Origin of the sequence: Planktothrix tepida PCC 9214, from assembly GCF_900009145.1 — a bacterium.
Classification (GTDB): Bacteria; Cyanobacteriota; Cyanobacteriia; order Cyanobacteriales; family Microcoleaceae; genus Planktothrix; species Planktothrix tepida.
On the sequence record NZ_LN889758.1, the window covers coordinates 1 to 23,578 of the forward strand.

General features: G+C 38.9%; 24 protein-coding genes and 1 pseudogene. 10 read left to right on the forward strand and 15 right to left on the reverse strand.

The window, feature by feature from the left end:
- The 3 genes and pseudogenes from PL9214_RS31015 to PL9214_RS00065 form a co-directional block, all read left to right on the forward strand.
- Nucleotides 1-687 (forward strand): annotated as a pseudogene (locus PL9214_RS31015) (DUF5331 domain-containing protein); the annotation flags it as partial.
- A gap of 120 nt (nucleotides 688-807) precedes the next feature.
- Nucleotides 808-2,214, forward strand: a complete 1,407-nt coding sequence (locus tag PL9214_RS00060) for a ferredoxin:protochlorophyllide reductase (ATP-dependent) subunit N (RefSeq protein ID WP_072716813.1) — start codon at nucleotides 808-810, stop codon at nucleotides 2,212-2,214.
- A gap of 134 nt (nucleotides 2,215-2,348) precedes the next feature.
- The gene (locus tag PL9214_RS00065; RefSeq protein ID WP_072716814.1) at nucleotides 2,349-3,560 is read left to right on the forward strand and encodes a DNA cytosine methyltransferase; all 1,212 of its coding nucleotides are present in this window, start codon (nucleotides 2,349-2,351) and stop codon (nucleotides 3,558-3,560) included.
- A gap of 9 nt (nucleotides 3,561-3,569) precedes the next feature.
- On the opposite strand, the gene PL9214_RS00070 is transcribed toward PL9214_RS00065, so the two are convergent.
- The 4 genes from PL9214_RS00070 to PL9214_RS00085 all read right to left on the reverse strand — a co-directional run bounded on the left by PL9214_RS00070 (nucleotide 3,570) and on the right by PL9214_RS00085 (nucleotide 6,347).
- Nucleotides 3,570-4,529: a Cfr10I/Bse634I family restriction endonuclease gene (locus PL9214_RS00070; protein ID WP_072716815.1), complete on the reverse strand. Its 960-nt coding sequence runs from the start codon at nucleotides 4,527-4,529 to the stop codon at nucleotides 3,570-3,572.
- Entirely contained in the window at nucleotides 4,522-4,779 is a 258-nt protein-coding gene (locus tag PL9214_RS00075) for a helix-turn-helix domain-containing protein (RefSeq protein ID WP_072716816.1), read from the reverse strand. Before PL9214_RS00075 ends, PL9214_RS00070 begins: the two co-directional genes overlap by 8 nt.
- A 10-nt stretch (nucleotides 4,780-4,789) precedes the next feature.
- Nucleotides 4,790-5,197, reverse strand: coding sequence for an SH3 domain-containing protein (locus PL9214_RS00080; RefSeq protein WP_072716817.1), 408 nt, complete (start codon nucleotides 5,195-5,197; stop codon nucleotides 4,790-4,792).
- A gap of 139 nt (nucleotides 5,198-5,336) precedes the next feature.
- On the reverse strand, nucleotides 5,337-6,347 hold the full coding sequence (locus PL9214_RS00085; RefSeq protein ID WP_072716818.1) for a Gfo/Idh/MocA family protein: 1,011 nt from the start codon (nucleotides 6,345-6,347) through the stop codon (nucleotides 5,337-5,339).
- Nucleotides 6,348-6,684: 337 nt separating this feature from the next.
- On the opposite strand from PL9214_RS00085, the gene PL9214_RS00090 reads away from it, so the two are divergent.
- Nucleotides 6,685-6,975, forward strand: a complete 291-nt coding sequence (locus tag PL9214_RS00090; RefSeq protein ID WP_072716819.1) for a ferredoxin — start codon at nucleotides 6,685-6,687, stop codon at nucleotides 6,973-6,975.
- Between the two features lie 415 nt (nucleotides 6,976-7,390).
- Nucleotides 7,391-7,687 carry a ferredoxin gene (locus tag PL9214_RS00095; protein WP_072716820.1) on the forward strand — a complete coding sequence of 99 codons (297 nt, stop codon included), beginning with the start codon at nucleotides 7,391-7,393 and terminating at the stop codon, nucleotides 7,685-7,687.
- A 65-nt stretch (nucleotides 7,688-7,752) separates the two neighbouring features.
- On the opposite strand, the gene PL9214_RS00100 is transcribed toward PL9214_RS00095, so the two are convergent.
- The gene (locus PL9214_RS00100) at nucleotides 7,753-9,390 is read right to left on the reverse strand and encodes a SpoIID/LytB domain-containing protein (RefSeq protein WP_072716821.1); all 1,638 of its coding nucleotides are present in this window, start codon (nucleotides 9,388-9,390) and stop codon (nucleotides 7,753-7,755) included.
- Nucleotides 9,391-9,525: 135 nt separating this feature from the next.
- The gene (locus PL9214_RS00105) at nucleotides 9,526-10,236 is read right to left on the reverse strand and encodes a hypothetical protein (RefSeq protein WP_072716822.1); all 711 of its coding nucleotides are present in this window, start codon (nucleotides 10,234-10,236) and stop codon (nucleotides 9,526-9,528) included.
- A gap of 150 nt (nucleotides 10,237-10,386) precedes the next feature.
- Between PL9214_RS00105 and PL9214_RS00110 the strand changes: the two genes are divergently transcribed.
- The 3 genes from PL9214_RS00110 (at nucleotide 10,387) to PL9214_RS00120 (ending at nucleotide 11,512) form a co-directional block, all read left to right on the forward strand.
- The gene (locus PL9214_RS00110; RefSeq protein ID WP_026786336.1) at nucleotides 10,387-10,719 is read left to right on the forward strand and encodes a type II toxin-antitoxin system PrlF family antitoxin; all 333 of its coding nucleotides are present in this window, start codon (nucleotides 10,387-10,389) and stop codon (nucleotides 10,717-10,719) included.
- A gap of 2 nt (nucleotides 10,720-10,721) precedes the next feature.
- Nucleotides 10,722-11,219, forward strand: a complete 498-nt coding sequence (locus tag PL9214_RS00115; RefSeq protein ID WP_072716823.1) for a type II toxin-antitoxin system YhaV family toxin — start codon at nucleotides 10,722-10,724, stop codon at nucleotides 11,217-11,219.
- A gap of 65 nt (nucleotides 11,220-11,284) precedes the next feature.
- Entirely contained in the window at nucleotides 11,285-11,512 is a 228-nt protein-coding gene (locus PL9214_RS00120; protein WP_072716824.1) for a hypothetical protein, read from the forward strand.
- 90 nt (nucleotides 11,513-11,602) lie between these two features.
- On the opposite strand, the gene PL9214_RS00125 is transcribed toward PL9214_RS00120, so the two are convergent.
- The 3 genes from PL9214_RS00125 to rppA form a co-directional block, all read right to left on the reverse strand.
- Nucleotides 11,603-12,193: a MamS/MamX family magnetosome protein gene (locus PL9214_RS00125; RefSeq protein ID WP_083579834.1), complete on the reverse strand. Its 591-nt coding sequence runs from the start codon at nucleotides 12,191-12,193 to the stop codon at nucleotides 11,603-11,605.
- Nucleotides 12,194-12,325: 132 nt separating this feature from the next.
- Nucleotides 12,326-13,807, reverse strand: coding sequence for a two-component system sensor histidine kinase RppB (gene rppB, locus PL9214_RS00130; RefSeq protein WP_072716825.1), 1,482 nt, complete (start codon nucleotides 13,805-13,807; stop codon nucleotides 12,326-12,328).
- Nucleotides 13,804-14,505: a two-component system response regulator RppA gene (gene rppA, locus PL9214_RS00135; RefSeq protein ID WP_072716826.1), complete on the reverse strand. Its 702-nt coding sequence runs from the start codon at nucleotides 14,503-14,505 to the stop codon at nucleotides 13,804-13,806. The genes rppB and rppA overlap by 4 nt, the downstream gene beginning before the upstream one ends.
- Nucleotides 14,506-14,565: 60 nt before the next feature.
- Between rppA and PL9214_RS00140 the strand changes: the two genes are divergently transcribed.
- Nucleotides 14,566-15,468, forward strand: a complete 903-nt coding sequence (locus PL9214_RS00140) for a vitamin K epoxide reductase family protein (protein WP_072716827.1) — start codon at nucleotides 14,566-14,568, stop codon at nucleotides 15,466-15,468.
- 131 nt (nucleotides 15,469-15,599) lie between these two features.
- Here the strand turns inward: PL9214_RS00140 and PL9214_RS00145 are convergent, their stop codons facing one another.
- Together PL9214_RS00145 and PL9214_RS00150 are read right to left on the reverse strand one after the other, a co-directional pair.
- Nucleotides 15,600-16,634, reverse strand: a complete 1,035-nt coding sequence (locus tag PL9214_RS00145) for a hemerythrin domain-containing protein (RefSeq protein WP_072716828.1) — start codon at nucleotides 16,632-16,634, stop codon at nucleotides 15,600-15,602.
- Between the two features lie 224 nt (nucleotides 16,635-16,858).
- Nucleotides 16,859-19,003 (reverse strand): heavy metal translocating P-type ATPase, encoded by a 2,145-nt coding sequence (locus PL9214_RS00150; protein ID WP_072716829.1) that lies wholly within the window; start codon nucleotides 19,001-19,003, stop codon nucleotides 16,859-16,861.
- A gap of 213 nt (nucleotides 19,004-19,216) precedes the next feature.
- Between PL9214_RS00150 and PL9214_RS32110 the strand changes: the two genes are divergently transcribed.
- Nucleotides 19,217-19,561 (forward strand): DUF305 domain-containing protein, encoded by a 345-nt coding sequence (locus PL9214_RS32110; protein WP_245824124.1) that lies wholly within the window; start codon nucleotides 19,217-19,219, stop codon nucleotides 19,559-19,561.
- Between the two features lie 83 nt (nucleotides 19,562-19,644).
- Here the strand turns inward: PL9214_RS32110 and PL9214_RS31915 are convergent, their stop codons facing one another.
- From PL9214_RS31915 to PL9214_RS00175, 4 genes are all read right to left on the reverse strand, one after another.
- Nucleotides 19,645-20,007 (reverse strand): hypothetical protein, encoded by a 363-nt coding sequence (locus PL9214_RS31915; RefSeq protein WP_072716831.1) that lies wholly within the window; start codon nucleotides 20,005-20,007, stop codon nucleotides 19,645-19,647.
- Nucleotides 20,008-20,207: 200 nt separating this feature from the next.
- Nucleotides 20,208-21,935 carry a beta-carotene ketolase CrtO gene (gene crtO / locus PL9214_RS00165; protein WP_281250283.1) on the reverse strand — a complete coding sequence of 576 codons (1,728 nt, stop codon included), beginning with the start codon at nucleotides 21,933-21,935 and terminating at the stop codon, nucleotides 20,208-20,210.
- A 53-nt stretch (nucleotides 21,936-21,988) separates the two neighbouring features.
- Nucleotides 21,989-22,510 (reverse strand): DUF2231 domain-containing protein, encoded by a 522-nt coding sequence (locus tag PL9214_RS00170; RefSeq protein ID WP_072716833.1) that lies wholly within the window; start codon nucleotides 22,508-22,510, stop codon nucleotides 21,989-21,991.
- A 63-nt stretch (nucleotides 22,511-22,573) separates the two neighbouring features.
- Nucleotides 22,574-23,320 carry an LmeA family phospholipid-binding protein gene (locus PL9214_RS00175; RefSeq protein WP_072716834.1) on the reverse strand — a complete coding sequence of 249 codons (747 nt, stop codon included), beginning with the start codon at nucleotides 23,318-23,320 and terminating at the stop codon, nucleotides 22,574-22,576.
- Nucleotides 23,321-23,578: the final 258 nt, after the last annotated feature.

Genomic DNA, 23,578 nt, shown 5'->3' on the forward strand with positions numbered 1-23,578 from the left:
GATGAGATGGGTGCTGATGACCTAGACATGGGCTTAGATTCCGATGAGATGGGTGCTGATGACCTAGACATGGGTTTAGATTCCGATGAGATGGGTGCTGATGACCTAGACATGGGTTTAGACTCCGATGAGATGACATCTGATGATTTCGATTTGAGCTTAGATTCGCAAACGGAATCGGCTGAATTAGACATTGATACCGAATCTGATGTCTGGGACGACAACGTTAATACGGAACTGGGTGAAGACACGGAGACAAGCGATGATATCGATTTTGGTTTGGAATCCTCCGATGATCTGGGTTCAGATGGAATGGACGATCTCAGCTTAGAGTCGGAAGTTTTAGCCGCAGATGACTTAGATGGAGAAATCAGCCTAGAAGCTGACGACCTTGGTTCTGATGATTTAGGAGGGTTGGAATTAGGAGATACAGATTCAAGTCTGGATGATGATCTGGGTGATTTAGGATTGGGGGAAGATAACTCTTCCGATGGCCTGGATCTCGATACCGGAGATAATTTAGACGATTTAGGATTAGGGGATGATGATTTTTCATCCGATGATTTAGGGGATTTTAATCTCGACGATATGGGTGATTTAACAACTGGAGATATGGACGATATTGATATCGACGGATTAACCGGTTCTTCAGATGATGACGAAATTTCCCTGTCAGATTTTAAATAATTTCCTGGTTTAGTTTCCCTAATTCTTAATCGAGGTTGGACTTTGAATCCGCAGGATTTTAAGTCATGGATACTCTTGTCTAATTTTGATTAACTAACATTCGATTAAGAGGAAAAAATTATGACCGTTGCTCAACCACAACCGGAAGGGTTAACCTTTGAGTGTGAAACTGGAAATTATCACACCTTTTGTCCGATTAGTTGTGTCGCTTGGTTATACCAAAAAATTGAAGATAGTTTCTTTTTGGTAATTGGCACAAAAACCTGTGGCTATTTCCTGCAAAATGCAATGGGGGTGATGATTTTTGCTGAACCCCGTTATGCCATGGCAGAATTAGAAGAAGGGGATATTTCCGCTAAACTCAATGATTATGATGAATTAAAGCGGTTGTGTTTACAAATTAAACGCGATCGCAATCCCAGTGTAATTGTTTGGATCGGCACTTGCACCACTGAAATTATTAAAATGGATTTGGAAGGATTAGCGCCGAAATTAGAAGCAGAACTGGGAATTCCGATTGTGGTTGCACGGGCTAATGGCTTAGATTATGCTTTTACTCAAGGGGAAGATACGGTATTAGCCGCAATGGCAGTCCGTTGTCCTGATAAAGCTCCAGTGGCAGAAACAGAAAAACATGAACGGAATGCAATTCAAAAGTTATTGCATTTTGGCAAGAAAAAAGAAGATGTGGTTCAAGAAGAATCGGAATATGCTGACCATCCACCCTTAGTTTTATTTGGGTCTTTACCTGATCCCGTTGTGACGAATTTAACCTTAGAATTAAAGAAACAAGGGATTAAAGTTTCGGGGTGGTTACCTGCCAAACGTTATACTGAATTACCTGTGTTAGAAGAAGGGTATTATGTGGCTGGTGTTAATCCGTTTTTATCTCGGACGGCTACCACTTTAATGCGGCGTCGTAAGTGTAAATTAATTGGTGCACCGTTCCCTATTGGCCCCGATGGAACCCGTGCTTGGATTGAAAAAATTTGTTCTGTTTTTAATATTCAACCCAAGGGTTTAGAGGAACGAGAAGCGCAAATTTGGGCAGGGTTAGAAGATTATATCCAGTTAATTCGGGGTAAATCTGTATTTTTCATGGGGGATAATTTATTAGAGGTTTCCTTAGCGAGATTTTTAATTCGTTGCGGGATGACTTGCCCAGAAATTGGCATTCCTTACATGGATAAACGCTATCAAGAAGCGGAGTTGAAACTGTTAGAAAAAACCTGTCAGGAGATGGGAGTTCCTCTGCCAAAAATTGTGGAAAAACCGGATAATTACAATCAAATTCAACGAATTTATGAGTTAAAACCGGATTTAGTAATCACCGGAATGGCTCACGCTAACCCCTTAGAAGCACGGGGTATTAATACGAAATGGTCGGTGGAGTTTACCTTTGCTCAAACTCACGGGTTCACAAATGCACGGGATATTCTGGAGTTAGTCACTCGTCCGTTACGTCGGAATAACAGTCTCAAGGATTTAGGTTGGGATAAGTTAGTTAAGGAAGACGCAAAGGTTTAATCGCTTTAGACAATCGATTAGTATAATGAAGGGGGTGATTGAATGCGATCGCCCTTTTTATGCAGTGGGAGTGAACCAAAATATAATTCCATATAAAAAGTTTAATATCTTTAATAAATTTTACATTAAATATAATGAATTCTAAGAATATTCAATTATTTTCTTTTTTTTCTGGCGCAGGTTTTTTAGATTTAGGGTTTGAACATAGTGGCTTTAATGTTGCTTTTGTTAATGAAATTTACCCGCCATTTTTAGAGGCTTATTGTTACTCTCGACAAATCTTAGGAATTCCTGAACCCGAATATGGATATTTTGAGGATGATATTATTAACTTAACAGAAGGAAATCGAAAAGAGCATTTACAAGTTTTAGTTAAACAAACTCGCCAAACTTCAGATTTAATTGGTTTTATTGCTGGCCCTCCCTGTCCTGATTTTTCTGTAGGGGGGAAAAATCGAGGTAAAAATGGTGATCAAGGAAAATTGACAGCGTGTTACGTTGAGTTAATTTGTCAGCAGCGACCCGATTTTTTTGTTTTTGAGAATGTTAAGGGGTTATGGTCTACGAAAAAACACCGAATGTTTTATGAAGAAATGAAGCGAAAACTTACGTTCAATAATTATCGTTTGACCGAACGTTTAATTAATGCCATTGAATATGGAGTTCCCCAAGATCGAGATCGACTGATCTTAATTGGTTTTCAAGAATCATTACTCAATAATATAGGTTTTGATAGCTGTTATAGTTCAGTAATTCCTGATGGCTTATTTCCTTGGAAACAACATATTATCTATCCTAGAGATCAGGTTTTCTCTTATTCCTGGCCTAAATTAGATTCATTTGTAGAAAATTCTGTTTTAGATTGTCCTCCGGGTATTCCTGAAGAATTAACGGTTGAATATTGGTTTAGAAAAAATAATGTTGTTTTTCATCCTAACGCAGAACACTATTTTAAACCCAGAGCAGGTTTAGCTAAGTTTAGTATCATTCCTGAAGGAGATGATTGCAAAAAATCCTATAAACGTCTTCATCGATGGCGTTATTCTCCAACCGCTTGTTATGGTAATAATGAAGTTCATCTCCATCCCTATAAAATTCGCCGTATTTCAGCAGCAGAAGCACTGGCAATACAATCTTTACCTAAAGAATTTGTATTACCTTCTAAAATGAGTCTCAGTAGTATGTTTAAAACGATTGGTAATGGTGTTCCTTATTTAGCAGCTAGAGGTATCGCTGAAACGATTTTAGATTTTCTAAGCCAAAAATATTTAACCTATAAAGTTCCTATGATTCACCAATTAGAATTACCATTGGTTTATAGTAGTTCTGAAAAATATACGATCTAATCCTAATGATTAGGGTAAAGCATCTTCGACTAACTTGATCAAATCTTGTTTATTAGAACAGGAGTAAACCTGATCTACGCTTATCAATTCTCGCTTAATGGCGATTCCATGAGGTGCAATTCCTTTAGTAAAAATTTTTACATCTGATAGTGAAGCTTGTTTTGCCGTAACCATATAATATTTCCAGTTTTGCCCACAAGCATATCCAATCGCTTTGATCATTGCTGTTTCATATAATGCTTGATAACGACGATCTGGACGGTTAGAAATTTTGACAGATAGGACTGCTTTAACTTCTTGCGCTTTTAGTTTACCTTGTAATAATTTATAAATTTCAGTTCCTAAAGATTCCGCTTCGTTTGCTTGTTGATTTAATAAAGGTTGAATCTGATTAAACAAGCCTTGATCATCTAAGATTGATAAAACATAGTCAGGACTCGAAAAAAATATGTTATCTTTGAATTGATTAATATGGTGTAAGCCTTTGTTCTCTTTAAATTCATCTTTATGAAAGAGTGCTAAAAACTTGGATGCTGCTTCTGATGATACAGTTTCCTCAGTTGATACAGTTTCCTGACTCGTTCCCTTTTTTTGTGATTTCGGTTTCTTAACAGTTTTATTAGTTTCCCCAGAACGTGCTAAGCGAAAAGGTACAAAATAGAGTTTATGAGTTGAATAGAAATCTATAGCAATTTCAGCTAAAAAGCTAGTAATTAAGAATTCATTCCATTGACCTCTACAATTATTCAGTGCACCTTGGGTTAGCTCGATTTCAGAACCTTTATAAGCTTCATTATAAGCTGTTTTTACTTCTGCCTCTATCCAAGTGAGAATATCAATAACTGATTCATTTTTATCAATCTTATCTTTAATTTGTGGATATAGTGTTTGGTAAACCTCACTACCTTTAATTGTATATTTCGTATCCTTCTCTGTTTCTTGTTTTAAAAACCAATGTTCCTTACTCATCCGTTTCCTTCTCTTCCTCTATACTATATTTTGCAAACAAATCAGAGATAGAAATCCTCAAAGCTTGTGCTATCTTTTCAATATTTTCTAAAGAGGGGTTTCGCTGACCTCTCTCTATACTCGAAATATAGGTGCGATGAAGTTCTGAGCGTTCTGCTAGATCTTCTTGAGATAGGTCTAACTCTCGGCGACGTCGCCTTATGGCTTTACCAAAGCGATATTTAATATTTTGTTTTGAATTTATATTCACGTGAATATCATCAACTTTTGTAGGCAATAAGTCTACAGGCAATAAGTCTACTTTTTTCTTCAATTACAAAAACAAAGGTATTATTATTCAATTGACCGACAATATTACCCTCTGTTACTTCCGGTGTTGAACGAACGTTCAATGGTGGATCGGGATCTTTGACAACGGCTGTGCTAACTTTGCAACCCTCCACAGGGGGTTTAATGACAGCAATCGGACGACTTTCCGATGGTGGTGGTGTGTTGGGAACGGATGCGGGAACTGAGGTAATGGGGGGTTCAGAAGGTCGAGGAGACTGGGTTTGAGGAGTAGGGGACGATTTCGATGAGGGAGACTGAACCGTCATCACAGCAATTGTTACCCCAGCAATCACCCCGATTCCACCTGCTATGATTAATTGGCTAGGTTTAATGGACATATCGGTTAACCTCGTTTGTGGCGAATAGCGATCGCATAACTCTTGAAAAACATCTCTGATAGAATAGCTAAAATTACGGATTTTAATGTGATTTTTGAGGATATCCCGATCAATTTCAGCTTCTAACAGAGAAAATCTTCTAGGGATTTAGATTGTATTTTTGCCCGGATAAACTCGACTGTCGGGCCGCCTCAGCCACTTTTAGACTATATAAACTGGCTTCTGGTGTTACATAAAGGGGGGTTCCTTGGTAGAGACAATCTAAAACCATTTGGGTATCTTTAACAAATAATCCCCGACGAGAAGCAACTTCAAGGGTTTGAATGGTATCGTTTTGAATCAGTTGGCCCTTTTCGGGGGTAAAAATTAATGTTCCCTGTTCTCCATAGAGGGTAAACGTATTTTCCGACTGCCAAAAAACCTCCCCTTTACCATAAACCGATTCTCCCAGGATGCCATTATTAAAGGTTAACTGGGCATGACATAAACAAGCTTTGTACAGATCCGGTTCAATCTCCCAATATTGATTTTGACAGTTAACACTGGCTACGGTTCCAAATAAATCCGTAAACCGATGCAAACGGGACAAAGCTCCACTCAGGGGAAACCCAAATAAAGACGGTTGATATGTCCATTTCCGAGAGGCTGGATGTTGGGGGTTAAACGTGACATAGCGAACATAAAATACTTGACCAATAGCTGCTAGGGATGCTTTGATTGCGTTGTGCAGTCCCCCCAAGAGTTCAATATGTTCAACATGGAGGAGTTTGTTTTTCTCTTGGGCGAGGGTAATTAAAGATTCTGCTTCCTGGGGATCTAAACTCAGGGGATATTCGACAACGACGTGTTTACCCTGTTCTAAGGCGTGACGAGCAATCTGGCCATGATCTCGATTAATTGTACAAATCATGACTAAATCGATATCCGGTCGTTGGACTAAATCTGTCCAAGATGCCGATACTGTCACATCAAATTCTTGACTCAACGCAAGGGTTGAAGCGGAGGTATGACCCGAAATGGCCACAAGTTGCGATCGCTCATCGGCCTTTAAGGCTGTTGCTCGCATTTTTGCTGCATATCCTGTCCCAACAATACCCACTCCTAGGGGTTGAGAAACCTTACCCCAAGATAAATCTAAAGATTGACTCATGATCACCAACTCCTGATCTCAAATATTCATCCGACTTAATACCCTACACCCACTTAACCAGCAACTAAAACCCCATCTGTCCCATTCTCCCCTGGTTTCTCTAATCTGCTCTTCTCCCTGGGACACAAAGACTAGATATAAGTAATCAAGATGTAATTAGAAAAATTTATAATAAATCCCTTTCAAAAGGTCGCTTAACAAGGTTTTACATTCTTCACTTTTTCTTCTAATATCGAGAGGTAAAATAAATCGGCGATGCAAACGAAGGCTAATTAACGCTTTTGATTTGCATAAGTGATTTTTATAGTTTTGTCGAAATTCACGAGAGGATCACTACATGGCTACTTACAAAGTTACTCTGAAAACTCCAGATGGCGACCGCGAGATTCAAGTCCCCGAAGATGAAATCATTTTAGATATTGCAGAAGACGAAGGAATAGATCTGCCCTATTCTTGTCGTGCTGGTGCTTGCTCCACCTGTGCAGGTAAGATTGTCTCTGGTACAGTTGATCAATCTGATCAGTCTTTCTTAGATGATGACCAAATTGAAGAAGGATGGGTTTTAACCTGTGTTGCTAAACCGACTTCTGATTGCACGATCCTGACTCACCAAGAAGGTGAAATGTAATCCTTGGGTTAGGGTTCAGAGTTTAAGGTTGACCCATCTGACTCAACATTAAGCTTTGATCTCCTAATGGGCAAACGACTTCAATGAATTGAAAGGCTGAAGTCAAGGTCTAGGGAAGAAAAATTGAGAGTTTGGACTGCCACTGACCTAACTTCATGCCTTTCTCAGAGCCTTGATCTGAGATAATTCTAGGGTCAATCATCAACAGGTGAACTATAAGCAATTAAGATATAATTATAAAAAATTATAATAAATCCCATTCACAATTTAGGTTAATCCTGTTTTACATCTTTCACTTTTTCTCTTAATATCAAAGGGTGAAAAAAATCTGTGATGTCAACAAAGGCGAGTGAACGCTTTGGTGAAGCCTAAGAGATTTTTCAAATTTTATCGAAATTTATGAGAGGATCACTACATGGCTACTGTTTATAAAGTCACACTGAAAACTCCAGAAGGCGATCAAACCATTGAAGTCCCGGATGATGAGTACATTTTAGAAGCTGCAGAAGAACAGGGGCTAGAACTACCGTCTTCTTGCCGTGCGGGTGCTTGTTCAACCTGTGCAGGTAAGATCGAATCAGGTACAGTTGACCAATCTGATCAGTCTTTCTTAGATGATGACCAAATCAAAGCAGGATATGTTTTAACCTGCGTTGCTTACCCCACTTCTGATTGCGTCATCGAAACTCACAAAGAAGACGATTTATATTAATGATGAGTTTTTGATTCCAAGTTCAGCGTTATTGATATCTTTCAACGTTGAACTTGGAGTTTTTGTTATTGTCCCAACTGCATCACAGTATTAAACGGTTGTAGTTGGGTTCCAGGGAAGTAAAAGTTTAAAATTTCCTCGCTTGACCATCCCAATTTAGCCAAGTGATAAGAACCCGTTTGACTCATACCTACCCCATGTCCATAACCACCCCCAACAAAGACGTAACCTTTCAAGGTTTTGTTAGGGTTGTAAACCGGATCAATATAAAATAACGTGCTAATCGGGGGTAAAAAAGCACTTTGGATTTCATCCTTAGAAATTTCCAAAACGCCTTGATCTGTCGTTACCGTCATTTTCAAAACTCGTCCCGTTTGCGATCGCTCTACAATTTCAATTTTTTGAACTTTTTTAAAATTGGCATCAGGCAGATTGCGCCGTTTCAAGTAATACCGCAATTGTTCTGCAATGGATTCTAAAGTTGTTTCTTCTCGCCAGCGAAAATCATATTCTCCGGTTTCATTAAATCCCTTTTGCAAATTCATAAACCGTCGAAAATTCGGTTCTGACGCTAAATTTTGTTGAGATAAATCCCAAATTTTATTCGGAGCATCAATAATTCCTTGTAAATAAGGTCGCGGTTCCCCATTCCAAATATCATTATAATTAGCAGTAACTCCCCCACTGGTGGAAAAATACACCGCATCCGTCAATTGATTGTTATAGGTTAAAACTAAACCACTCGTAACATCAATGGCTTCATCCGTACTGGGATAAACTTCCGTTAACCCTTTATACACTTGACAGTCCGTATTAGCACAGAGATGATAATTATCCGCTTCAAATCGTCGCAGATTTCGTAACGCATAGGTTCGCGCTAAAACCGCTTGGGCTTCGATAGACGCCTCCGGGGGCCAAGCTCCAATTTCATGTGGCACGACACCCCGTAAATAAGTCTCTAATGGCACGTTATTAACCAGGGTGTAGGTTCCGTAAGCATCGGGTTGCAGTTGTAAACTTCCCCCATAAACCAGAGGTTGGGGATCATTCGGTTTTTGACTCACTTGAATCACATTCTGGGGGGTTGTAATCTCCAGTTGATTACGGTTGTAACGATATCCTGCGGTTGTCCAATAGGGGGTACGTTTTTGGGTGAGAACTTGAGTTTCCAAACTAGGGATTTTATGACCTTGGGCTTGTAAACTATCGATTAACCAACGTCGCAGCAGGGGGGTATTATAGACGCTACGTTTCCCCCAAACTTGCCAACGATCCGGTTGAGCTAATTCTACTTCTAAACCGAGCGCTCGCCATTTTTGAGCATCTTCTTCAGCATTTTCATAGCTGCGGTGGGTACTCAAAACCACCCTTTCCTCAACTTCAGGTTCAGGGAGGGGTTCAACTCCGATTTTCAGGATCACCGTCTCCGTATGCAGTTCTTTGTCTCCTTGGGGCGTTTGAAACTCTAGGGTTAAGTGATCTCCCGGTTGTGCTTTGAGAATGAGTTGATCGGTGGGTTTTTGGCCAAAGTGTTGCACTACACCGATTTTTAACGTTGGGTTGGTGTTTTGAGCTTGGGGGTCTGGGTCTTGGGCGAGGGTGGGAATGGGAGAAAAAACGAGTAAAGAAAAGAAAATTAAGCTGGAAACGGTAAATTTTGCTGACTGAGTGCTTGTCCGAGATAAAAGTTTTGAAGTTCTCATTGATGTTGGGAAAATTAAAACAATCTGGTATTGAGTCTTGAGTCGTTCAAGTTGATGACTATGGTAGCAGGTCAGTTCGTTGTTCGGGGAAAGGATGAGGGTTGATTTAGGAATAAGCTGAGAATTGAGTCAGTTTTATTCAAAGTTGAAATTTTTCCATTTACGATCAAGAGTTTTTACTTCAAAAAATAATTTTATACTGTCTCGTTCTTGTTGATTACAATCACTTCTCAGTCGCTCCATGAAAGGATTGCTTATCCTTGCGTTTGCCTCTTTAACCATTCTGTGCATTCGTTTTGCTAATTCATAAATAAAATTGTTCTTGAAAATTATATTTTTTCCTGCAAAATCATTTAACCTTTGTACTTTTTGTGCATCTGGCTTAGTGAGGGTTGCAGCAGTATGAACAAACGTATCAGCTAATATAATTCCCGTTGTAACTGCACTTTCTCCTCTATATCCGAGTAAATGAATTGACTTAATTTCTAATATTCCATGTTTAAAACCTAAGCTATTAAAAAAAGCATCAGCCTTAAAATCTTGTAAATATATAGTCTTTTCAAATATGCCAGCAAATAAATATTTTTGATACGTTTCAAAGTGCCCCATTAAGAGTGCTAGTGTAGAATTTATAATATGCTGCGTTATAATGTTGCTATCCCGAGTCAAATTCGCAGGATTGTTATAGTTATTGGGGAAGTTGTTTTTACAATATTCAATAGAGTCTTTTGCACTGACACAGAACTTCAGAAATGCGCTTGCAGGGCAATTAATATATTCATCATGTGTTGGATGACCTTCAACTGTATCAGAATTTGGGAATAAATATTCTTCTACTTCAAACATACTATATCTCTTGTGTCTGGGTATATAGATTTATTATATTACAGCTTATAGACTGAATCATTATTAAGTCTCAATCATGTCAATCTTGACAAGACAATGTAATTGCATTACCTTAGAAATACAGTTTAATCCATCGGTTTAGAGGTCGCTATGACTGTAAAACCCGCCCCATGCTCAGAATCTACTCTCACAGATCGTTATCAGACTACAATTCCTGAGCCGATTCGCAAAGCTCTGGGCTTGAATAAACGTGATAAAATTTGCTACACCCTCCAGTCTGACGGTCAAGTCGTCATTTCTCGTACTGACACAACAGAAAATGATCCAATACTTGGAGAATTTCTGAATTTTCTAGCACAAGATATTAAAAACAATCCTCAGCACTTAGAAACACTTAGCTCTGATTTAGTCAACCGTGTTCAGTCGTTGGTTTCTGATGTTGATCTGGATCTGGATGCACCACTTTTGGATGAGGATGAGTAAGTGTGTTTGTCAATCAACCGCTTGTCATTAATGGGTGGAATCTATTTGCTCATCCTCTATTTCTTAACCAGTTTGAAGAACTTCTGACCCAGGTTGAACAGTTGCGCCAGAAGTATCCTCAAGACTACAAAAAGAAAAATGCTACAAAGCGTCTAGCTGCGATCGCAAAGTTAGCATTTGATACTATTCCTCAAGATCCAACCCGTAGCGAGTATCGTCAAGGGAGTACCCTTGGAGATGATTACAAACACTGGTTTAGAGCAAAATTTTTTCAACAATATCGGTTGTTCTTTCGATTTCATCAAGAAAGCAAAATAATTGTCTACGCTTGGGTTAACGATGAAAACTCTAAACGAGCTTACGATAGTAATACAGACGCTTATCGAGTTTTTAAGAAAATGCTTGACAGTGGCTATCCTCCTGATAATTGGGATGATTTACTCAAAGAGGCAACTAGCGAAACGAATCGTTTGGAGAAAGCAGCTAACATAGAGATTTAGTAAGGTGGAAATATAAAGGCAAATATGGATTAAAAATCTGATGCTGAACCTCTTTAGAAATATTAATGCCATTATCAGCAATCGCAATTTCCAACCAATGGTTTAAAGCGGTGGTAGCTCTCAGAAAGAAATTGATTTCTTTTGGAAAATTATTCATTGCTAACCCTGATTTAGCTGAACGTTTGGCAACAGATGCTGCTTTTAATACTCCTGATTTTGCAACGTTTTACGGCAAAGGAGATCAGAATTTAGAGAAAGGTTACACCGATTATCTATTTTTAACGGCGAGTTAGCAAGGGTAATTATAAGACCAATTCTGTTAAAATCTGGCTATCCTTGACCTTTCAAGATCAAAGATACCGGATCAAATTAATATTTGGGAATTAACGATTACTTCTAGGGGTTTGTTGTTGCCATCCTATCCATCGAGGATAACCCTTTGCATCCCGTAATTGTAAGGTTTGATTTCCTTTTTTAATTTCTCCGACCATTAAAGTTTGTTGTCCTCCCCAATTCACTCGCGTTCCTGTCACTTCTAAAACATCATTGGGTTTAATTTGAAAGTTTTGTTGTTCTAAATACCACACTGGCCCAACATGAATTCCGAGGGTTTCTGTATTAGTTTTAATGAGTAAATACATCCCGTGAGGCATTCGATTTCCACGATTTCCGCCTTGTATTTCAATTACGGTTCCTTGAATTGTTTCTACACGACTTGGATCATACATTGAACGGGAATATTGACCTTTTCCCCCGGAAGAATTTCCCCACCAACCTTGACCCATCATGGGATGATTTTGCCCAATCAGTTCGCGACAGGGGGGATCAACATCATTGTCCTCTGTAAGATTTTGCTGGGAAGAATTGAAGTTCGGCTGTGCAAATAAAGGATGGGAATAACCCAGAAAAATCAATGCAATACCTGTGGCGATCGCAAATCCTTTAATCTGAGTATAAGATCGGTTGATTTTCATAGTCTATTTCCTCTGATTAATTTAAGACTTCTATTAATAGTTCTAGTATAAAGTCTCCAGTAACTAGAAAGTCTAGATCGAGTTTAAAAAACTTTAGAAAAAATAGCAAATGTTTATAATCTAACCGGAAAATTATCCTGATGCTTTCCCTTTAGAATAACAGACAAGGGTTGCAGTTGGTTTCAGGGGTAATCGAATCGTAAAAGTGCTACCGATTCCGGGTTGACTTTCTACCTCAATACTACCACGATGCGCTTTAACAATGGCTTTAACAATGGCTAATCCTAAGCCTGATCCTCCGGTTTTGCGAGAGCGATCGCTATGTACCCGATAAAAGCGATCAAATATTCGAGATTGTTCGGTTAAAGGAATGCCAATTCCTGTATCTTTGACTTGAATAATCGCTTGTTGATGACTAGAATATAAACAGAAAATAATTTGCCCTTTAGGGGGAGTATATTGAATCGCATTAATGGCTAAATTAAAAATAACCCGATAAAGTTGTTCCTCATTTCCTACACTATAAATCGGTTCTTTTTCAGGAATATCTATTTTTAAAGATAGGTCTGCATTTAATACCATTGCAGCAAGTTCTTCTTGAGCATCACTGATTAAATCATTTAAACAGCATAATTTTTTAGAGAGGGATATGTTTTCTTGATCCATCCGAGATAATAATAAAAGATCTTGAACTAATTTAGATAATCGATGATTTTGCCGTTCTACGGTTTTTAACGTTTCTTTGGCTTCGGTTTCGGTCAAAGGTTCGAGTTTGATTGTGGATTCTACGGTCGCACAAATAGCGGCTAAAGGTGTTCTTAATTCGTGGGCTGCATCGGCGGTAAATTGTTGAATTTGTTGGTAAGAAGAATAGATAGGTTGCATGGCTATTCCAGCTAATTTCAAACTTGCAAACCCTACTAATATTAACGCTAAAGGTAAACCTATGACTAAAATTAAGGTTACAACATTCATATATTGATCAAAATCTTGTAGCGATCGCCCTAATTGTAAAATTCCCCAATTTTGCTGATTTCGAGTATGTAAAATCAACGAATATTGACGATAGCGAATTCCTTTTTGATCTGTAAAGGTTTGCCAAACTTCTCCCCTAACATGGGGCGATACATCGAGGTGATGGGTTCCGGTAAAGGCGACTAAATCCCCTGAATTATTAAATAAATGAATTAAATAATAATGATTATGATAGGGAGCTAACCGATGAAACTCTTTGCCCTTTTCATCAAGAATAGGTAAGCAATTAACTTCTGAGTTTGGATAAGTTAAAATATCATTTTTATTGGATTTATTATGGGGATAATAAGTAAAAATAAACTGAATATTATCACTTTTTTTAGAGTCTATAAAACATAAATCGGGAATAATTCTTAAAACATCCGGTTCTAACTGTCCGGGTTGTTTTAAAACCGTTTCTAAACTATCATGTAATGCGCCAGCAACGGATTCTATTTCTCGATCTAAGGTAATCCAATGAGCATGGGCGATCGCTTCATAAACTCCTAAACCGCAAATACTAAGAATCACTCCCATCACCCCAGCATAGTAACAAGTTAAGCGTAGTTTTGTCCGTTTAAACAGTGAGTTTTGATTCATGAATCATTATCAATTAAAAACCGATATCCTAAACCATAAACCGTTTCAATCAAATGATCACAACCGATTTCTGAAAGTTTCCGTCTTAGTAAGCGAATTTGAGCCGCTACAACATTACTTTCCGGTTCAGATCCGACTTCCCAAAGTTGACCCAAAAGTTGATCACGAGTAACAATTTGGTTCGGATGTCGCATAAAATAGTCTAACAGTTGAAATTCTTTATTCGTTAAACTAATGGTTAAAGGATGAGCAGGATTTTTGTGATCAGAAAATGTATAAAATTGATAATCTAAGATAAAATGATTTAATTGTAATTTTTGGGGTTGAAGTTGAGGAGAACGCCGTTGTAAAGCGCGTAAACGAGCTAATAATTCTCCCATACCAAAAGGTTTCACTAAATAATCATCCGCCCCAGCATCTAACCCCATAATTTTATCCGCTTCCGTATCTTTTGCTGTTAAAATTAAAATCGGAATAAAACTACCTTTGTGTCGAATTTTTTGACACAATTCAATTCCCGATAACCCCGGTAATAACCAATCAAAAATCGCTAAAGTGTATTGTGTCCATTGATTTTCTAAATAATCCCAAGCTTCTATCCCATCCTGAACCCAATCTACAACGTAGGCTTTTTGGGTTAATATGCGTTTAATCGCTTCTCCTAAATCGGGCTCATCTTCCACTAATAAAATTCTCATGGGTTACAATCCCTAAAAGGATATAAAATTTTTTCCAGTATAACCCACAAGAATAGTGTTATGATTCGCCGACGTTCAACCCCTTGGATTCAGCAAAAATCCAGATTTATCATTGCTAGTCTCGGAGCCTTTGGTGCAGTAATTACTGCCTATTTAACCTTTGTTAAACTAACAGGGGGAACTGCGGCTTGTCCCGTCACAGGTTGTGATAAAGTTCTGGAAAGTCCCTATGCGGTTGTCTTTGGTTTACCTCTAGCTTTGTTTGGATTTTTAGCGTATACAATCATGGCTGGGATGGCTGTTTCGCCTTGGTTAATTAACCCAGAAACGCACAAAAGTTTAAGAACAAAAACCGAAGATTGGACATGGCTGTTGATATTTGCTCAAGCGTCCGCCATGATGGTTTTCAGTTGCTATCTCATGTATTTAATGGCATTTGTCATTAAATCTTTATGTATTTATTGTATTGCTTCTGCTGTTTGTTCAATCAGTTTATTCGTTTTAGCTTTATTAGGTCGAGATTGGGAAGATCGAGGTCAACTCTTTTTTATTACCGTTGTTGTGGGAATGATCACATTAATTGGAACCTTAGCCGTTTATTCCCCCATTAATAGCCCTCGTGCTGAAAAAAGTCCCTTTAATATCACAACCACTTCTAACCCGGCAAATATCGAACTGGCTCAATATTTAACGCAGTCTGGAGCAAAAATGTATGGGGCATTTTGGTGCGGTCACTGTCATGAACAAAAAGAATTATTTGGTAAACAAGCGGTGGAAAAATTGCCTTATATTGAATGTGAGAAAGGGGGGAAAAATCCTCAGCCTGATTTGTGTAAATCTAAGAATATTCAAGGCTATCCGACCTGGGAAGTTAAGGGTCAAATGTATTCAGGAGTCCAAAGTTTAGAAAAGTTAGCAGAGGTTTCAGGATATCCTGGAACTCGTGATTTTGGTTCGCGTTAATAGACATAAAGTAGAGACGTGCCTGGGCGGAGCCATGCCGTAGGCTTTTGGCGCGTCTCTACAAGAACCTATTGTGTGAAAATGCGAGTTAAATGAGATGAAAATCCTGAATAGCTTGGGATTTTAAGCGTTTATTTTTGAGAAGCCATTTGAGTTTGCAGTTGTTTTTTAGCTTCTTTGAACTGAGTCGCTAACTGCTCTTGTTCACTGGTTGAGAAATTGCGCCGAATTACAGCAAAGACATCATTTTCTTCCTCACGAGTATGGTGATTTACCATATCTTTGACTTGTTTAATTTTATCTTTGAACAGTGCGGACGTTGGACTCAAAGATTTAAGTTCTTCTAAAACCACTTTCAACTCAGCTTGTTCATTATACAGATTTTGAGTATCATCATAGAAAGAACGAACTTGAGGATAAAGGACTTGTTCTTCAGCTTCGGAATGGACACTTAAATCTTTGTATAATTGTCCGAAATATTCTTGAATTTTTTGAGAATCATTGCAATTTTCAATTTCAGCAATTAACGTTTTAGCCTTCTGATGATCCATCCGAATTACATCTTGAATATTCATATCGGACTTATCAGAACTTTGGGTAACAGCACTTCCCATCACCCCAGATAAGGCTGCAATCGCATCTTGAACTCGTCCCCAAATACTTTGATCAGGAGCTTGACCCGTTAATTCTTGGGTTCCTAAATATTCTAAAATTCCTTTGAGTTTTTCTTGATGAGCGCGGTTTTCAAAGTTAACTGTATTTAAAGGTGTAATAGCAGCTTCCACATCAGCACCGACCACTTGAGCCGCTTTATGAACCAATAAACCAGACATGACTTGTCCATGCTTCAGCAGTTCATGTTGAGCCACTTTTTCATAGAAAGTTAAGTCAGATTTGTTCATCATCTCTTTGGCGAGATCAATCATTTTCGTGGCTTGTTCTTTCGGTTGAGATTGAATGCCATATTGGGTAATAACGGTATCAATGATGCCAATATTTTTGTTGTCATCATCTAACATTTCTTGGAATTGTTGACGAATTTCAGGAACATTACACTCCCGAATAAACATCTGTTCTGTTTCGATTAACAGTTGTTGGACAGATTTCATGGTTGCCAGTTTTTGACCAATTGCTTCCCGTTTTGCATCCGTTAAAGTCGTTACCATGTTGTGTTCTCCAAACTTCTAAATTTCATTTTCATAGATTCTAATTTTGCATAGAAAAAAAAGGAATTCCTCATCCATAAGGCAGATCTAATGTTCAAGTTTTTACAAATGGATTGTTCAGTTTGTTTTAAATAACAACCGAAATCAGATTTTCAGATAAAATCCTTCAATATTTCGTAATTTCCCAACAGATAACTAATAACTGCCCATTACCCCTTCCCTTGTTACTTGAGCACTCTGGTTGCATTAAAGATTGCCAGTAGTGCCACTCCCACATCAGCAAATACTGCCTCCCACAAGGTTGCTATCCCAATCACACCCAAACCGATAAACAACCCTTTAATTCCCATTGCCAGTACAATATTCTGCACCACAATCTGGCGAGTCTTTTTAGCAACTTGAATCGCCTCCGCTACTTTAGACGGAGCATCCGTCATAATCACCACATCCGCCGTTTCAATTGCTGCATCTGATCCCAATCCTCCCATCGCCATACCGATATCCGCCCTAGCAATCACAGGCGTATCGTTGATGCCATCCCCGACAAACGCAACTTTGCTGTTTCCAGATCGACTCAGCAAAGCCTCAATTGCCTCTACTTTTCCTTCGGGTAACAATTCAGCCTTATAGGAATCTACACCCAACTGCTCTGCAATGCTTTTAGCAACAATGCCGTTGTCACCCGTCAGCATCACTGTATGTTCAACACCAACAGCTTTAAGGTCTTGAATTGCTTTAACGGCATCGTCCTTAATTTCATCGGCAATTAAAATATAGCCTGCATAGCGTCCCTCAACAGCGAGATGAACAACAGTACCCTCAACATTGCAGGTATCGTGGTCAATGTTTTCTCGATGCAAAAGCCGATCATTTCCGGCGAGAACAACTTGATTGTTCACCGTCGCCCGAATGCCATAACCCGCAATTTCTTCATAGTTCGTGACATCGGCATCATCAATGGGTTGACCATAAGCTTCTCGAATTGATTCTGCAATTGGGTGGCTAGAATGGGATTCAGTTTGAGCCGCTATCTTCAGCAGTTCTAATTCGGAAAAATTGTTTTGAGTTACAATTTTCGCCACTTTAAACACACCTTTAGTTAAGGTTCCAGTTTTATCAAAAACAACGGTTTTAACTGCTGTTAGAATATCCAGAAATATCGAACCTTTAACTAAAATTCCTCGTTTAGCAGCGCCTCCAATACCACCAAAGTAACCCAAAGGAATACTAATAACGAGTCCGCAGGGGCAGGAAATTACCAGCAGAATTAGGGCGCGGTAAACCCATTCCGTGTGAGTTGCACTGGGAATGAAGAGTGGCGGTAGAAGGGCTACAGCTAGGGACAGAACAACGACAACGGGGGTGTAATAACGAGCAAATTGGGTAATAAATTTCTCAGTTTCTGCTTTTTTGCTAGTCGCGTTTTCAACTAAATCGAGAATTTTAGCAATGGAAGATTCCCCAAAGGGTTTGGTGACTTGTACAGTCAGCACACCCGTTTGATTAATCATTCCTGCAAGAACGACTTCTCCGACCTTCACTGTCCGGGGAACGGATTCTCCGGTTAATGCTGAAGTATCGATTTGAGAATAGCCTTCGAGAATTTCACCATCTAAGGGAATCTTTTCTCCAGGTTTGACAATAATAATATCCCCCACATTAACAATTTCTGGGGAGACTGCTTTGAGAGTGCCATTGAGTTTCAGATTAGCCGTGTCGGGGCGAACTTCCAGCACAGATTTGATAGAACGACGAGAACGACCCACTGCGTATTCTTGAAACAATTCTCCGATGCGGAAAAACAGCATAACGGCGACGGCTTCAGGAAGTTGATGAATGGCGATCGCCCCGACCGTCGCAATGGTCATCAAAAAGTTCTCATCAAACACCTGTCCCCGGAGAATGTTCCGTCCCGCCGCTTTTAATACTGTTGAGCCACTGATCAAATAAGCGGGAATGAACACGGCATACTCAGCAATGCTGTAGGGTGTATGGTGAAGTGGCTGTTCAAAGACTATTCCTAGCACAAGCAGGACAACTACTCCGAGCACGGGAATCAGTTCTTGTTTCAGGTTAAACTCCCCTGAGCCGTGATGATGGCTGTGGTCATGGTCATGGTTATGGTTATGGTCATGAGCCTCTGGGCTGATGATGGTGAAGCCTAGAGAGATGACGCGATCACGGATTTCCTGTTCACTCACCTGCTTTGGGTCATAGGTCACACTTAAACGTTCCGTCGCCACACTCACAGATATATGTGCCACACCCGGTATTTTCTGTACACCTGCCTCGATCTTGGCTGCACAGCTACCGCAATCCATACCACCGACCTGCATCTGTTGAGTTTTCACCGAAGGAGTTTGAGTCATTGCTCGTTTGCTGAATTAATCGTAATGATCAGCATTGTAGTCAAATTCTTGAAAGATCTGAGCCGTTTTTTTCTAATAAAAATGATTCTCATTCTAAGCTGCTTAGGTCAATCAATTACATTGATAGGAATTAGTTATAATTAAACTAACGTCTAGGTCAATAATGTTGAGCCAATGAAAGCTCTACATCAGAGAACGTTGTGAGGTGAAATTATGAATCGTAAGTCTATTTTCTACACATTGATGATTGAACTTCTAACGGGTGGTACTGCCACAACTTTAGCCTTAGTCCTCGCCTTTAAGACCTTTTCTCAGACTTCTCAAGCCTCACCGATTCCTTCTCCATCGACTCAATTTCCTCAAGCCGTTCCTGGGATGGGGGGGATGATGGGGCAACCGGATCAACACTTCACCGTGATGATGATTCCCCATCACGAAGGAGCGATCGCAATGGCAGACCTAGCACTTCAGCGATCGCAGCATCCCGAAATCCTTACCCTTGCCCAATTCATCAAAGACAGTCAAACCCGTGAGATCGAGAAGATGCGAACTTGGTAAAATGAGATTTGATGGCATCAGGTAATTCTTCTAAACTTTGATAGGGCATTAATTCCCCCTTCTCTTCCTAAAATAAACACTATTTACCACCAAATTCGATTTCCATTTTCATCCATCCTAGCTTGACGAATAACATCAGAAATTTCTTCCGCATCTCTAACATGATGAAGAGCTTTTCTTTCTCCATCAGGATATTCAACCATAAAATAAGTCGGAACAACAATATGATCTCCGGTAATATCTGGAGCATCCACCGCAACTTGTTTAGCTTTTTCAGCTAAGGTTTTAGACTCATCAATCCGGTCTCCAGGATTAGCTGTGAGTGTTTTTCCATTTTTTTCTAACTCTTCCTTTTGCCAACGTTTTTGTTGAGGATCAACTTCCTGAGCATTCATCGGTTGTTCAAATTCTTTTAAATTCGCTCTAGGTTCAGAATCACGATTCATTTTAAATCTCCTTATATAATTTTTAAACCTATTTATACTTTAATTAGTCCTACCTCTAACCTTCATCTTTCCCTAGGAATAACCTAAACAAGTTCTACAATTATTGAGCAAAAATTGAGGTTTGGAGATCAAACGTGAAAATCAAAAACCCGATTTCTTCAAGAAACCGGGTTTTTATAATTAATAGACTCTCACAAACTTTAACTTCCTAATACCGAATTTGTAATGGATTTAAGCGATTGATAAGCTTCTGTCAAAGTTTGAGAAACGGGTTGCTGATGGTGTAAAAATACTCTGGCACAATTGCGACCCGGTAAGCCAGAAATTGAACCACCTGGATGGGTTCCTGCTCCGGTTAAAAATAGCCCTTTAATGGGAGTGTGATAATTAGCGATTTCGGGTAAAGGGCGGAAGAACATCATTTGTTCTAAAGTCATATCAATGTGATAATAATTGCCATTAAAAGCTCCTAATCTTTCTCCTAATTCTGCCGGACTTTCAACTCGACGAGCAATAATTGATTGTTTTAAATTCGGAGAATAGTCCGCTAATTTATCTAAAACTCGATCCGCCACTTTATTCTTTAATTCATCTGTCCAACCTGTTCCTTTTAATCCCGTTCCTTCGGCTCCCTCAATTTTATAAGGGGCAAAAAATTCAATCCAAAGGGTATGTTTTCCTTCAGGAGCCATCGTTGGATCAAGCATTGTTGGAACCACAACATACATCGAAGGATCAGCATCAGGAATTTTGCCTAAAGTAGTATCATGGTGAGCAATTTCCACCTGTTTAACGGAGTCTGCAATTAATACAGAACCTATCAAATATTCGTCTCGATGATCATGATGTTCAAAACGCAAAGGTTCCGATAATGCACAATCAATTTTAAGAATAGTTTCATTATTATTAACAATCCGCCGTTCTAACCGTTCTCGCAATTCAGAATCTGCATCATCGACATCCGCAGCATCCATTAAATTCAAAAACAAGCGTTTAGCATCAATATTAGAAATTACCCCTTTATTCGCTCGATATTCTTTGCCATTGGCGACTCTAACTCCTATCGCTTTTCCATCATCAACTAATACTTTTTCAACGTGTTGATCCGTTAAAATCATACCGCCATGAGCTTGAATTAAATTTAATAAGGCTTGAACTAATGCTCCTGTTCCGCCTTTGGGTCTTGCCATTCCTGGATGGTGTCGCATGGTCATCATCATCGCACCGACGGCGAGATTTTTTTGTGAAGGAGGCGTTCCTAATTCTGAGGCTAACCGAGCTAAAGGTGCTTTGAGAAATTCCTCATCAAACCATTCATTTAATAAGTCCTCAGCACTGGTTAACATGGTTCGAGCAAAATCCAGAGCTTTTTCGGGAGAACCCAGAACAGAAAACAAATCTTTCAGTTTACTAATATTGTAATTTCCAGCAATATCAATAACAGATTGAGGAGGAGCGCTAAAAATTGGAATCGCAGCATTAATAAACCGTTGCCAAAATCCGACAAAATCTCGATATTTAGCGGCATCTCTGGAGTTATATCGTCCAATTTCAGCACAGGTTTCTTCAATGGATTTATGAGCTAAAAAGTATTTGCCATCAGGATGAGGACAAAATACAATCGGATCACAAAATAAATATTCTAAGCCATATTTATGCAGTTCTAATTCCTCCACTACTGGCCCTAAATGAATAAATTCATGATCAATCGCACACAGATTAAATTTAAACCCTGGAGCTTCTTGGGGAAGGGCTTCTTCTGTGGTAGCTGCTCCCCCAGGAACAGAACGTTTTTCGAGTAATAAAACACTGTATCCTGCTTTTAAAAGATAGGAAGCACAAGTTAAACCGTTGTGACCTGCTCCAATAATAATAACGTCGTAAGTTTCCATGATTAATATCTTTGTGTTGAAGTTTTTTGATAGAATTATAGGGGGGCATTAAGACTCTAAAAAAATGCACCCCTAGTCCGAAAAAATATTTAAGCTTGGTGAGGATTTCCATCCCCAATAACAGCAATTTTATGGCGATAGACTAATTCACCTCCATACCATCCTGTAATTCCTAAAAGTCCAGCTACAACTAAAGACAGAATAATTCCCCAAGGAGCAATACTATCAATAACATTATCCCACCGTAAAAATAAACTAATTCCTGATAATACTAAAGCAGCAATATTACCGACCATGTGAATCCATCCTGCTTTATGTTCTCGGACTCGATGAATTTTAAAGAAATCTAACATTCCTGTTAATCCGGCTAAAAGCCCGGTTATAATGCCACCTACAATTAACCAAAATGATGCGGTTGCCCAAAATGAGGAATGGGTGAATAAAAATAGAATATCTGTCAATAAAGCTGTTGTTAAAAATGCAACGGGAAAGGTGACAATAAGAGGATGCAGAGGATGTCCTAAAATCGCCACAGTGCTAGGAATTCCACTATCATAATATTCCCGTTCGTTGCCTTCAATTAAAGGTTCTAAATGAGTAATGCGGGTCATGAGTTGATCTCCAATTGAAAATGTAGGTAAATGTCTGAGGTTGAGCAGAAACTTCAACCAAAACTAACTAGCGGATGGAAAAGACTCAACATCGGCTTCTGCTAACAAGGTGATTTTTTGATGCTCTAAATTTAAGCGTTGAATGCGAAGATTTACCCCTTTCAAGTTAAAATTATCTAAATTTAAGAGTTCGCTAGATTCCTCAATTAACGCCTGAGTTAATTCAGGAGAAACCTTCTCTCCTTGAGAATATTGAATATCCTTAAGTTGAATCGTTTTGCGATCTAAACTGACCTCCGGTAAAGCTGTAAATGCAATTTTTGAGGATTCTCCCTTGGGGCGTGAAATCAGATAAGCTTGGAGAAAAAATCGACCATCTCCAGGGAGTTTGAATTCAACAGCTTGAGTATCAATGGTGTTCTGATTTCCCTCAACTGCTATTTCTAAACCTTGCAGTTTTTTGAGAATATAATCAGAATTAAAAGCGCGATTAATATCAACTTCTGTTAACACAACTTCAGCCGTTGCTTGGGTCGGATGTTTAAGTTCAATTTGTCCGAAAGCAACACTCAAGGGATTAATAGAAATTGCAGAAGTTTTCATCTCTATTTTTTCCATTCTCAAGTCGCTTTTCATCACCATTCCCGTTCCTGAAATTGTGGCTGAGTCAACTTGACCCTGAACTAACTTAATCGGATCAGTATTAACATTGACATCCAGTTCTTCAACTTCATCTAATTGACTAGCTAGAGTCATTTCTGCTAGTTTGCTTAAAGCTTGTTCTCCTAAACCATTGTCTTTCTGACTCACTCAAATTATCCTCAGTCTGGGTTTAGGATATTGTATGAAATTGGCTCAAACTGTTGTATCTATATTTAGGTAGAGAACCGGATTAAGTTTATACCTCCTGATGGAAAAATATCTCGATATTTGTCATAATCTATTCCTGAAGAAAGAGGAGAACAATATTTTTTTTGATAATATAGCAATCCCAAATAGGTTGTGATAATTTAAAACTGATATGAAACAGCTAGAAGTATTACCCCTGTTCCCTGTTCCCTGTTCCCT